Source organism: Bacteroides sp. 1001302B_160321_D4 (assembly GCF_015667765.1).
GTDB lineage: Bacteria > Bacteroidota > Bacteroidia > Bacteroidales > Bacteroidaceae > Bacteroides > Bacteroides xylanisolvens.
This window is the reverse complement of sequence record NZ_JADPLO010000101.1, coordinates 1-12,330: the sequence shown is the minus strand read 5'-3', so window position 1 is coordinate 12,330 and position 12,330 is coordinate 1. Positions and strand designations below refer to the sequence as shown.

Below are 12,330 nucleotides of genomic sequence, written 5' to 3'. Positions count from 1 at the left end.
CCACGGCAGGAAACGAGAGTTTCTAAGGCGGGACACTACAGTTTCTACGTAAGGATACTGTCGTTTCCCCGTAGAGACACCACAAATTCTCCATAGAGTGATCCCAATTATCCCATAGCTTTGCATCAAGGAATCAAGGCTTTTTCTTTGATTATATAACGTGTTGCAGATACTTTATCTGCAACCTATCTGCCACAGGTATCTGCAACGTTCCAACTATTTATTAACTAGTGTATTACACGCTTTTCGTTGCAGGTGGCAGATGCTTTTATGTTTTTCAACTTTATAGTAGGAAAAACTTTAGCACTTGAATGATATTCTACCAACAAAAAGAAAACCCTCATAAGTACTTAACTTACAAGGGTTTCTTTGGGGGTGGCAGATGGGACTCGAACCCACGACATTCAGAACCACAATCTGACGCTCTAACCAACTGAACTACAGCCACCATGTCTGCGTTTCTCTAACGCGGTGCAAAGATAGATATTATCTTTTAATCTCCAAAAGATTTCACTACTTTTTTTTGTAAAAAGTATATTCTTTTATTCCCTGATTGTGCTTGTTGAAAAGGGTTCGAGCATCATTTGTGAAGATCTTCAGAGAGTTACGTGCTTGTAAAGGAATTGAATCAGCAGGTAGGTTGACGGGGAGTAATTGATGATTTTTTTTTCCGGACTGAATGGGGCGGGCTGTCCAGACTAAACTATACTCGCAATTATTGAGACGGACTGTGCTGTCTTTTACTAATTCCATTCTTACCATCAGTCCACCATCGGTGCGGCGGGCGGACATATTGGAAATATAATTTCCCAGTGAATAGACTACGAGATGTTTGTCGTTCGTCACGCTGTCTGTGCGAACTTCAATGGGTTGAACTACGTGAGGATGGGAGCCGATGACATGATTTACTCCTTTTTGAATCAGCCAGTCAGCAAGGAATTTCTGCTCTTTGTCCGGGAGCGACTGGTATTCGATTCCCCAATGCATACAAGCTATGATTGCGTCCGGTTTCATTGCTTTGCTCTCTTCAATATCTTTGGCGATAACTGTTGTATCAATATAGTTCACGATATTGGGAGGAGTAACGGGGATACCGTTTGTGCCATACGTATAGTTGAGCAGGGCGATGCGGAACCCGTTCTTTTCCAATAAAAGAGGATATTTCTTATCGCGTTCTTCGGTGTTGATATATGTGCCTGCATGTGGAATTTTCAACGAGTCGATAAGTTGAATGGTACGCTCCAGTCCGGATTTGCCACGGTCGAGACTATGATTGTTGGCAGTCACTAAAACATTGAAACCTGCGTCATGAATTGCGGTCAGAAATTCGTCCGGTGCGCTGAAAGCAGGATAACCTTTGTAGGGTTTGCCTCCTAACGTAACTTCCAGATTGGCGATAGCGAGATCGGCTCTCCCTATTTCTTCTTTAACGTACGTAAAACAGGCGGAATAATCATAGCCGGTTGAGGTTCGTGCAGCGTTGATTTGTCCTTGATGCTGCATGAGGTCACCTACGAAAAGGAGTCGTAGGGTATCAGTAGGGGAAATACTGTCGGTTGCGGAAAGGCTGTCCGACAGGGTATCGATGATAGAATCTCTCTTTGCCTGCGACCGGGAGGTGCAGGACAAAGAGAGAAGTAAAATCATCAGAAACAAGCTATGTTTCATTGATAAATGGCTTTCTTGCCAGCTAAGAGTGTATTTTTCATTAACGATACAATCGTCATCGGTCCAACACCGCCCGGTACGGGAGTGATAAAGGAACATTTTGGGGCAACTTCGTCAAACTTCACGTCACCAGTCAGTTTGAAGCCTGATTTCTTAGTTGCATCCGGCACACGCGTAGTACCTACATCGATAACTACCGCACCTTCTTTCACCATTTCGGCTTTTACAAAGTTGGGTTGTCCCAGGGCAGCGATGATAATATCAGCTTCCTGACATTCTTTTATCAGGTCTTTGCTGCGGCTGTGGCATACCGTCACCGTGGCATCGCCCGGATAGGCTTTCTGCATCATCAGGGCAGCCATCGGTTTGCCGACGATATTGCTACGTCCGAGTACAACACATTTTTTGCCGGAAGTCTCTATTTCGTAACGTTTCAACAATTCGAGGATACCGTTGGGAGTAGCGGATACATAGCACGGAAGTCCGATGGACATACGGCCTACGTTGATCGGGTGGAAGCCGTCTACATCTTTACGGTAATCAATCGTTTCGATTACTTTCTGTTCGGAGATATGTTTAGGTAAGGGAAGTTGTACGATAAAGCCGTCTACATCGTCGTCTTCATTCAGTTCGCGTACTTTGGCAAGCAGTTCTTCTTCGGTCACGTCACTTTCATAACGGATGAGGGAGGACTTGAATCCACATACTTCACAGGCTTTTACTTTGGCAGCTACATACGTTTCGCTACCACCATCGTGTCCAACAAGGATAGCCGCCAGATGCGGGCGTTTTCCGCCACGAGCCACAATTTCGGCTACTTCGGCTGCAATCTCTTGTTTCACTTGTTCGGAAATGGCTTTTCCGTCTATCAGAGTCATATTTTCAGAGTATTTATTGGTGATGGGCAAAAGTAAAATAAATAACTGAACTCTCCAAAAGGATTGGAATTTTTGTCAGGAGATGAGCAGTATATTATCAGTTTGTTAGTGGAGAAACTACTTTCTACCGTAGGCTTCCGGATACAAAAAAAAGAGGAAGTCGAAACTTCCTCTTTTTTTGTTATAATCAGTTTGGATCTATTGAATGATTATCTTTTCATTTTAGGCATCATCTTACCCATCTTGCTGCTAGTTACCATCTTCATCATTTTGCGAGTCTGGTCGAACTGTTTCAGCAGGCGGTTTACTTCCTGAATAGTCGTTCCGCTACCTTTGGCGATACGTGTACGACGTGATCCGTTCAGTATTTCCGGGTTGGAACGTTCTGCTGGAGTCATGGAATAGATGATAGCTTCGATGCTTTTGAAAGCATTGTCGTCAATATCAATATCTTTGATTGCCTTTCCTACTCCCGGAATCATGGAGGCAAGGTCTTTCAGATTACCCATTTTCTTGATTTGTGCAATCTGGCTAAGGAAGTCATTGAAGTCGAATTGGTTTTTGGCTATTTTCTTCTGTAAACGTTTAGCCTCTTCTTCATCATATTGTTCCTGTGCACGTTCTACCAATGAAACGATGTCACCCATACCGAGAATACGGTCGGCCATACGGGCAGGGTGGAATTGGTCGATTGCTTCCAGCTTTTCACCTGTACCAACAAATTTGATCGGTTTGTTCACTACCGAACGGATAGAAAGAGCCGCACCACCGCGGGTATCACCATCAAGTTTGGTCAGTACCACACCGTTGAAGTCCAGACGTTCGTTGAATTCTTTAGCCGTGTTTACAGCATCCTGACCGGTCATGGAGTCTACCACGAACAGAATTTCGTTCGGGTTGATTGCTTCTTTGATAGCGGCGATCTCGTTCATCATCTGTTCGTCTACTGCCAGACGTCCGGCTGTATCGACGATAACGAGGTCATATCCTTTGGCTTTAGCTTCCTGAATAGCGTGTTGTGCGATTTCTACCGGATTCTTGCTGTCCAGTTCGCAGTACATCGGTACTTCGATTTGTTCTGCCAATACGCGCAACTGTTCGATAGCTGCCGGACGGTAAACGTCACAAGCAACCAGTAATGGCTTACGGTTTTTCTTGGTTTTCAGCATCCGTGCCAACTTACCGGAGAAGGTGGTCTTACCCGAACCTTGCAAACCTGACATCAGGATGACTGCCGGACGGGCGTCGATATTGATCTCGGCTGTCTCTCCACCCATCAACTGTGTAAGTTCATCATGTACGATTTTCACCATCAACTGGCTTGGCTTCACAGCCGTAAGCACGTTCTGGCCAAGAGCTTTTTCTTTCACTGTATCCGTGAAATTCTTTGCCACCTTGTAGTTTACGTCGGCGTCGAGAAGTGCTTTACGTACGTCTTTCAGCGTCTCCGCCACGTTGATTTCGGTGATTTTGCCTTCACCTTTCAGAATCTTGAATGACCGTTCTAGTCTTTCACTTAAATTATCGAACATAGTTATTTAATTACGAATTACTAATTACAATTTACTTGGGCGAAAGAGGGACTTTTCCGTCTACTCTTTATTTGAGCTTGCAAATGTACAAAAATCTCTTGTATTTATATCTTTTTATTCTGCCATTTTGCTTTTTTGAGATAAATATAACTTGTTATCAACAGCAAGCTATAATACACAATCTCAATCGTAAAGCAAATTTCGATCGGTGCTTTCAGCCACATTCCGATGAAAATGATGTATGATCCGTAGATGATAATTGTAATCGTTTCGAGCAACAGGGCTGCCTGTGTATTTCCTGTTCCGGAGATACCGTTGAACACTACATTGGCTACGGATGCGATAAGCATGGCGCAACAAATTACATATACCGAAGGTACGGATTCCGTAATGAGTGCGGCTTCACTGGTGTAGATAGAGAGCAGGAACTGCGGAAACAGTGCCGATACCGCTACTAACCCCAGCATGATGAAAAAGGAGAAACGCGCAATTTTATTAATGAGCGGCATCACGTGCTGGATGCCTCCTGCACCAATAGCATTGCTGACAAGACTGTTGGTAGTCGTAGCCAGTGCGTTGACCGGAATCAACAATACGACATAAATACTTCGGACGATATTGGCAATCGCCAGTTCCCGTTGCCCCAACCGTTCTACGGCTACGAAGAAAACAAACCAGGTAGCCATCGACAGGAAATATTGCAGCATGGTGAAGCAGGAGATACTAAGGATCCGCATCAGCAATGCTGGGTCGAATGTGCGCAGGCGGTTCATACCGTATTTCTTTAAATCGACCGTGGCATACGTATAGATGACGAAAAAGAGAATGGAGGAGGCTTCTGCCAGTACGGAAGCAATAGCAGCCCCTTTGATACCCATTTCCGGCAAACCGAACTTTCCGAAGATTAATGCATAGTCCAGTACGACATTGGTTAATGCCATGACAATGGCATTGATGGTTAGCACTTTAGTGCGTGTAATGCCGATGTACAATGCCCGGAACATGACATTGATAAAAGAGAAAAAGAATCCGTAAATACGCCAGTCCAGAAACTCCATTGTTCCTTCGTAGATGGATTCTGAAGAAACTAGCAAACGCATGATGTTTCCACCGAATGCCTTGGTGAATCCAAATAGCAGCAGTGCCATCACGAACAGGAACATGACTCCCTGAATCATGACAGGGCCGACATCTGAATAGCGGCCTTCGCCATTGCGTCGCGCTATGACAATCTGCGAACCGGTACTGAATCCGAATGCGATGGTGAATACACATATATAAAATAACCCGCCCATAGCCGATGCTCCAAGAGCTACCTCACTCACGTGTCCGAGGAATGCTGTGTCGGTGACATTGATGACATTTTGTGCCAGCAAGCTTAGTAGTATCGGGTAACTGACACTCCAAATCTGTTTGTTGGTATACATAATTAAGCGTTTAAGTTTACACTTTGCAAAGATAGTGCTTTATTTCGATTCGGAAGCGATGGGGTAGATGAAAACTATTTCCGGACCTTCGGGAGTTTTATCGTTAGTTGATTCGGAATGAAGCATGTCTCCCTTACGGCTTAATATGAACCGGATGATTCGTGTTTGCCGGTGTTCTTGGGCTATACTAGTGCGCTGCTTGCTTGTAAGTTTGCCAGCGAAAGAACTAAAAAGAGTGAAGATTTCTTTGTCGTCTTCACTCTTTTTTATTATTTATTTTCTTTTGAGTATTTCTCGAACTCCAGGACCTTCGTGGTTGGGGTAGCCGGGAGTATGGTTTCTGCATCGTGGATCAGCATCTACTTTCAAGCTTCGGTAGTCATCTTTTGTGCGGGTGATGTAATCATCAAGCATGGCACGGTGTTCTGCCAGAACTTTACTGTATTTCGGATCTTTGGCGAGATTCTTGCGTTCTCCCGGATCTTTTTTCATATCATATAGTTCTTCTCCGTTGCCTTCCAGATAGTGCGTGTATTTGTATCTCGGTCCGCGTACCATACGTCCGGGGGTAACGACATATTCATATTCGCTGTGCCATTCGGAAACTACATAAGGGTGAGTCTTTTTCTGTTTCTCTCCTTTTAATGTGGGTGCGAGACTGATTCCCTGTTTTTCGACCGGAACGGAAATTCCTGCCAAATCACAAAGGGTAGGCAAAAGATCCAGCGTAGGCTGTGTCAATAGTTGATCTACCGGTTTTTTCTGTTGTTTGATGCCGGGACCTGCAAAGATAAACGGAACGTTTGTCATTTCATCATAGAAACTGATATGCTTGGTCACCATACGGTGTGAAGCCATTCCGTCGCCATGATCGGCCATGATAACAACGATGGTGTTTCTTCCGGCAGGAGTGGAGTAAAGAGCTTTTAATACACTGTCTACTTGCTTGGACACCATTTTAGTATAGTGCTGGAAAGCGGCAATGTAATGACGGTAATTCTCTTCATTCCAATGAGATGCCTGGGTCATGCGGCGATGGCTGCAACAGATGTATTGCACCGGTTTGGGGATATTGTTCCAGTCTTCCACGTCGAAGTTGGCTGGTAGTTCAGGAAGAGTTCCGCTGATGGGGCGGTCGGTATGTACTCCTTCATTTGCTCCTACGAATCCGCAAATGTTGTGAGGGTTCTGAAAATCGGCAATACAGATGAATGGTTCTTTGGGAGGGTTGCTTAAATAAGCAACAGCATCTTCGCAGGTTCCTACGTCCAGGAAGCTGTCGTTATTAACCGGGAACTCCGGATCAGTGAATGGTTTGGCTACCGGTTCTTTGTGTTTGAATCCTCTTAGGGAGCCCATGTCGTGTGTTTTTCCGAAGTGTACGGCTTCGTAACCGTTTTCGGAAAAAAGGCTTCCTAGTGTCGGTACATTTTCGGGAATACGTGGGTTGATAGGTTCGCTGGAGTTCGAACGTACATTCGTTTGATGAGGCATCATGCCGCTCCATAAAGCTGCGCGTGAAGGTTGGCTGAGAGGGCAGCCTACATAAGCATTGGAGAAGATAACTCCTCGTGAAGCGACTTCGTCAATAGGGAGGGTGCAGCCTTGTGTTTGCCCGTAAGCTCCGACGACGCGTTGTGTCAAATGGTCGCACTGGATAATCAGGAAATTGGGCTTTTCTTGAGCTTGGGCTGCTACGCCGCATAGGGCTAATCCCATGAATGGATAAATAGTTTTCATTACTGGTTAGAATTAAGTAATAGTTGATTTTGAAACAAAAGTAGGAAAAAAGGAAACGCAAAAAAGGGTGAAGTAGTAGTTTTGGACGCAAGTGAAAGTATTTTGTACAAAAATGTAATGTGTGATGGATGATTAGGGGGAACTATTGCTGATGAACGTTGGATTGTGAAGGATGAACGGCAAGTGGTTATTGATTAACGGGGTGGCTAAAAAAGAGAACGGTGAACAAACTGCAATTATTAGGACGCAGTTTGTTCACCGTTCATCATTTATCGTTTACCGCTAATTAGCTGTTCATGCTCATCAGGAATTCATCGTTATCTCTGGTCTTTTCCAAACGGTCTTTAACGAAGTCCATTGCTTCGATCGGATTCATGTCTGCAAGATATTTACGTAATATCCACATGCGGTCAAGAGTTGTCTTATCAAGCAACAGGTCGTCGCGACGAGTGCTGGATGCAGTAATGTTGACTGCCGGGAAGATACGTTTGTTGGACAGGTTGCGGTCGAGCTGCAACTCCATGTTGCCGGTACCCTTAAATTCTTCGAAGATAACTTCGTCCATTTTAGAACCGGTATCGATCAATGCGGTAGCGATGATGGTCAACGAGCCGCCGTTTTCAATATTACGGGCAGCACCGAAGAAACGTTTAGGTTTGTGAAGTGCGTTTGCATCCACACCACCGGAAAGAACTTTACCGGATGCAGGAGATACTGTATTGTATGCACGAGCCAGACGGGTGATAGAATCAAGGAAGATCACTACGTCGTGACCACATTCTACCAAACGTTTTGCCTTTTCCAATACGATACCTGCAATTTTTACGTGACGTTCTGCCGGTTCGTCGAAAGTAGAAGCGATAACTTCTGCATTAACGCTGCGTGCCATATCGGTTACTTCTTCCGGACGTTCGTCAATCAGCAGCATAATCATGTAAACTTCCGGGTGATTGGCTGCAATAGCGTTAGCGATATCTTTCATTAAGATAGTCTTACCTGTCTTTGGCTGGGCAACGATCAAGGCACGTTGTCCTTTACCGATAGGAGCGAAAAGGTCAACAACGCGTGCAGACATGGAGTCTGAATAACCGCCTTTGCAAAGTTTGAACTTTTCATCCGGGAAAAGAGGTGTCAGATGTTCGAAAGGAACACGGTCGCGAACGAAAGCTGCGTCACGTCCGTTAATTTTCGACACTTTTACCAACGGGAAATATTTTTCTCCTTCTTTGGGTGGACGGATAACACCTTCCACTACATCACCGGTTTTCAAACCAAAGAGTTTGATTTGAGATTGTGATACATAAATGTCGTCCGGAGAAGAAAGGTAGTTGTAATCGGAAGAACGGAGGAATCCGTATCCATCCTGCATGATTTCCAGAACGCCTACTCCGTTGAGAATATCATCGAATTCGTAAGGCTTTTCGCGTTCAATAACCTTGCGCTCCTGCTGTTGTTGCTGTTGTGCCGGAAGATTCTCGTTCGCATGGTTTTGCTGAGTGGCACGTGGCATCGGTAAGCGTTGTTGGTTCTGATTCTGAACCTGATTTTGATTATTGTTATTACGTTGGAAATTATTATTGTTGTTATTAGCGTTATTGCTATTATTGTTCACATTGTTATTACCGTTGTTATTGTCGCGTGGACGAACAATACGCGGGCGTTGCTGCTGTGCTTGCTGCTGTTGAGATTGTTGTTGCTGTTGAGGATGAGATGGCTGTTCAGGTGCTGTTTGCACAGGTTCTGTTTTAGTTGCCTCGAATTTGCCGAAGAGTTCGGTAGGAAGCTCTATTTTTTCAGAAGGCAGATCTTCGATTGGAATAAAATCATCATCGTCAACGCTGGATAAGATATTGCTTTCCTCGTCGATAACGGGTGCGGCTTTCTTTTGTGGTTTATCTATAACTTTTTTCTCTGCAACAGGCTTGTTTGGCTCTGCGGCTGGTTTATTTGTTTCTGCAGCCGGTTTGCTTTTTGCTTTCTTTTCAGCAGTCGGCTGTTGTGCTGGAGCAGCTTTTTCTTTTGTTTCAGTAGTTTTCTCTGCAACAACAGGCTTAGTTTCCACCACTTTGGGAGCAGCCGGTGTTACATTTTCTACTTCTTTTTTCTCTTCTGCATCAGCGCTCTTGCGTGGACGGCCCACTTTACGCTTGGGAGCAGTAGTAGCGTTTTCTGCTTTAGCTTCTACAACAGGAGCTTCTTTTTCTTTGTTTGTACTTTCTTCTTTCTTGGAAGGTTGTGGTGCTTTTACAGGAGTGGCTTCTTTTGTTTTATTAACCTCTCCACTCTTTGGTGTGGAAACTACCTTGTCTTCTTTTTTGGTAGGAGCTACCCGTGAACGCTTTTTCTTTTGTTCTTCATTTTTGCGTTCTTCTTTGAGCTTATCTGCGGCAACTTTCTTAGTAGCTCCTACAATAGCCTGTTCATCGAGTATCTTATAAACAAGGTCTTCTTTTTTGTATGAGTCTGCTTTTTTTATGCCTAACTCTTTGGCAATAACTTGAAGTTCCGACAGATTTTTGTCGTTTAATTGGATAATGTTATACATATAGTATGGTAAGTTATTAATATTTCTTTTTTTGCTGAATTACGGACAGCATTACTACAGCTTATGGCTACAGATATGCAAGCATACGTTTTGTTTTTTATTCTGAATTAGGGATGTATATGTTGAATCGTAGAATGTTTCAACGGGGCAAAGATAATAATTTTTTTTGGTTTCATGAACAATCAAACATTTTTTTCCACGTAAAAGTGTATCTTTGCTACATAAAAGAAAATGGTATGACAGTAAATGAAGCTCATTTAATTTATTTTTCGCCTACACACACATCTAAACAAGTTGCGGAAGCGATTGTTCACGGTACGGGCATAAAAAATATCCTTCCTATTAATGTAACGCAGCAAATTGCAGATGAAATCGTGATTCCTGCATCTGCTTTGGCCATTATTGTAGTGCCTGTGTATGGAGGTCATGTCGCTCCTCTGGCAATGGAGCGTTTGCAGTACATCCGGGGAGTGGATACTCCGACCGTTTTGGTGGTGGTGTATGGAAACCGTGCTTATGAAAAAGCTTTAATGGAACTGGATGCTTTTGCTATTCCTCATGGATTGAAAGTGATTGCCGGGGCAACTTTTATTGGAGAACATTCATATAGTACTGATAAACATCCGATTGCGGTGGGACGTCCCGATGAGTCGGATTTAGCCTTTGCTACGGAATTTGGGAAGAAAATCATGGAAAAAATACAGGCTGCTGATAGCATGGATACCCTTTATCCGGTAGACGTACGTGCTATTAAACGTCCGAGCCAGCCATTTTTTCCTTTGTTTCGCTTTTTGAGGAAAGTTATCAAGTTACGTAAAAGTGGAACACCGCTTCCCCGCACTCCTTGGGTGGAGGATGAAAATTTGTGCACCCATTGTGGATTGTGTGTGGTCCGTTGTCCGGCAGGGGCTATAACGAAAGGGGATGAACTGCATACAGATGAAGCTAAATGTATCAAGTGTTGTGCCTGTGTAAAAGCCTGCGTTAAAAAAGCACGGGTGTATGATACTCCTTTTGCGGCTTTGTTGTCAGATTGCTTCAAGAAACAGAAATTGCCTCAAACTATTTTGTAGATTACGACACGCTTAGTTGTTTCATCAATACGAAAGCGGTTGTCTGTTCGTTCGCCTATCAGCCACGCAATGTGTTCTCCACAACAGAGTACCCACTGGCGTTCTTTTTGACTGATAGAAAATTTGCGGTCGGTCAGATAATCGCTTATTTTTTTCTTTCCTTTCATTCCGAAAGGAATAAAAGTGTCTCCTGTCTGCCATTTCCGGTAATGAATATCTCCATTCAGTTTGTCGGCATCAAAACAGGCTATTCCTTTGTCGCGTGGAATTAGGAAATCAGGGGTGTATTCTTTTTCTTCTTTGATGATTTGAAAAGGAGGAAGAACTTCATTTCTAGATTCGATTGCTTCTATTAAAAAGAATTCCCTGTCTTTTATCACTCTCCATTTTTTACTGCAAAATTGTTTGCCCGGTTGGCTGTGAAGCGAAAAGGCAATATCTTTGATTTGTGCAGAATTGAAGCCTAGAGGATGCAAGATTTCGAATAGAATAGCTTCGGGTGCCGGTTCCTTTACTAAATCACTGATTCGGATACCTTCTGTCGTTACAATATTATTTTTGGTTTCCTCTATGCATTTATTATATATGGTAGCTACATCATTCAGATAATTGCTCGTGTCTATCAGATTCTTTTTGACTGACGGATTGATTTCCTGCATAAGAGGAAGGAGATTGAGTCGGATTTTGTTACGGGTATATTCGTCTTCCAGATTGGTGCTGTCTGTTACATAATCTTGTCCGATGCTCTCCAGATAATGAATGATATCTTCTCGATTGACGCAAAGCAGAGGCCGTACGATTGCTCCGTTGCGGGGGCGGATTCCTAATAAACCGGTAATTCCTGTACCTCGAATCAGATTGAGTAGTATGGTTTCTACGCTATCATCCTGATGATGTGCTACGGCGATCACATCTGCCTGGCATTCTTTTCTCGTTTTCTCGAACCAGTCATAGCGTAATTCCCGTGCAGCCATTTCAATCGAAATCTGTTTTTCCTTTGCGTATTGTGTCGTGTTAAAATCAATTGTATGCAAATGGATCCCGGTTCTTTTGCAAAGTTGGCGGACAAACAGTTCATCCCGGTCTGATTCTTCGCCTCGCAGGTGGAAATTACAGTGTGCGGCTTCGCAATGATAACCTGCTGTGTGCAGAATACATAGCAGTGCCACCGAGTCGGCACCGCCACTCAATGCAATCAGGACTTTGGCATCCAGTGAGAACAAATGTTCTTTTTCTATATATTTTGTAACGCGTTGTTGTATCATATCTGCAAAGATACGAGTTTATCAATAAGTTTTTTTATTTTTCCTAAATCTTTTGGAGGAAGAAAATGGCTGCTATTTAAAAACATTCTAAATAATTTGCGTGCTCCGAAGTTATGAATTATCTTTGCCGAAAATTTTGAGAGTTATGCGTTTGTCCGAATTAAAAACAGGAGAAAAAGGTGTTATTGTAAAGGTATTGGGG

The 12,330-nt window shown here is 43.6% G+C and carries 8 protein-coding genes and 1 tRNA gene; 1 reads left to right on the top strand and 8 read right to left on the bottom strand.

Going from position 1 to position 12,330, the window contains the following annotated elements:
- Positions 1-370: 370 nt before the first annotated feature.
- The 7 genes from KFO40_RS24310 to rho form a co-directional block, all read right to left on the bottom strand.
- A tRNA-His gene (locus KFO40_RS24310) sits at positions 371-449 on the bottom strand.
- Between the two features lie 64 nt (positions 450-513).
- Positions 514-1,668: a CapA family protein gene (locus KFO40_RS24305; protein ID WP_008025834.1), complete on the bottom strand. Its 1,155-nt coding sequence runs from the start codon at positions 1,666-1,668 to the stop codon at positions 514-516.
- A complete protein-coding gene (gene folD, locus KFO40_RS24300; protein ID WP_004312924.1) occupies positions 1,665-2,546 on the bottom strand; it encodes a bifunctional methylenetetrahydrofolate dehydrogenase/methenyltetrahydrofolate cyclohydrolase FolD in 882 nt (293 codons plus the stop codon). The genes KFO40_RS24305 and folD overlap by 4 nt, the downstream gene beginning before the upstream one ends.
- A gap of 209 nt (positions 2,547-2,755) precedes the next feature.
- Positions 2,756-4,078 (bottom strand): signal recognition particle protein, encoded by a 1,323-nt coding sequence (gene ffh, locus KFO40_RS24295; RefSeq protein ID WP_004312925.1) that lies wholly within the window; start codon positions 4,076-4,078, stop codon positions 2,756-2,758.
- 104 nt (positions 4,079-4,182) lie between these two features.
- Complete coding sequence (locus KFO40_RS24290; RefSeq protein ID WP_008025832.1) at positions 4,183-5,505, bottom strand: MATE family efflux transporter; 1,323 nt, start codon at positions 5,503-5,505, stop codon at positions 4,183-4,185.
- 273 nt (positions 5,506-5,778) lie between these two features.
- Positions 5,779-7,245: a sulfatase gene (locus KFO40_RS24285; RefSeq protein ID WP_008025830.1), complete on the bottom strand. Its 1,467-nt coding sequence runs from the start codon at positions 7,243-7,245 to the stop codon at positions 5,779-5,781.
- 286 nt (positions 7,246-7,531) lie between these two features.
- The gene (rho, locus tag KFO40_RS24280; RefSeq protein WP_015532994.1) at positions 7,532-9,790 is read right to left on the bottom strand and encodes a transcription termination factor Rho; all 2,259 of its coding nucleotides are present in this window, start codon (positions 9,788-9,790) and stop codon (positions 7,532-7,534) included.
- Positions 9,791-10,026: 236 nt separating this feature from the next.
- On the opposite strand from rho, the gene KFO40_RS24275 reads away from it, so the two are divergent.
- Positions 10,027-10,863, top strand: a complete 837-nt coding sequence (locus KFO40_RS24275; RefSeq protein ID WP_004312931.1) for a 4Fe-4S binding protein — start codon at positions 10,027-10,029, stop codon at positions 10,861-10,863.
- Here the strand turns inward: KFO40_RS24275 and tilS are convergent.
- A complete protein-coding gene (gene tilS / locus KFO40_RS24270) occupies positions 10,848-12,128 on the bottom strand; it encodes a tRNA lysidine(34) synthetase TilS (RefSeq protein WP_120144351.1) in 1,281 nt (426 codons plus the stop codon). The genes KFO40_RS24275 and tilS overlap by 16 nt on opposite strands.
- Positions 12,129-12,330 lie beyond the last annotated feature (202 nt).

Coding starts and splice junctions, on each gene's coding strand:
- KFO40_RS24305 (WP_008025834.1), bottom strand. CDS start 1,668: ATGAAACATAGCTTGTTTCTGATGATTTTACTTCTCTCTTTGTCCTGC.
- folD (WP_004312924.1), bottom strand. CDS start 2,546: ATGACTCTGATAGACGGAAAAGCCATTTCCGAACAAGTGAAACAAGAG.
- ffh (WP_004312925.1), bottom strand. CDS start 4,078: ATGTTCGATAATTTAAGTGAAAGACTAGAACGGTCATTCAAGATTCTG.
- KFO40_RS24290 (WP_008025832.1), bottom strand. CDS start 5,505: ATGTATACCAACAAACAGATTTGGAGTGTCAGTTACCCGATACTACTA.
- KFO40_RS24285 (WP_008025830.1), bottom strand. CDS start 7,245: ATGAAAACTATTTATCCATTCATGGGATTAGCCCTATGCGGCGTAGCA.
- rho (WP_015532994.1), bottom strand. CDS start 9,790: ATGTATAACATTATCCAATTAAACGACAAAAATCTGTCGGAACTTCAA.
- KFO40_RS24275 (WP_004312931.1), top strand. CDS start 10,027: ATGACAGTAAATGAAGCTCATTTAATTTATTTTTCGCCTACACACACA.
- tilS (WP_120144351.1), bottom strand. CDS start 12,128: ATGATACAACAACGCGTTACAAAATATATAGAAAAAGAACATTTGTTC.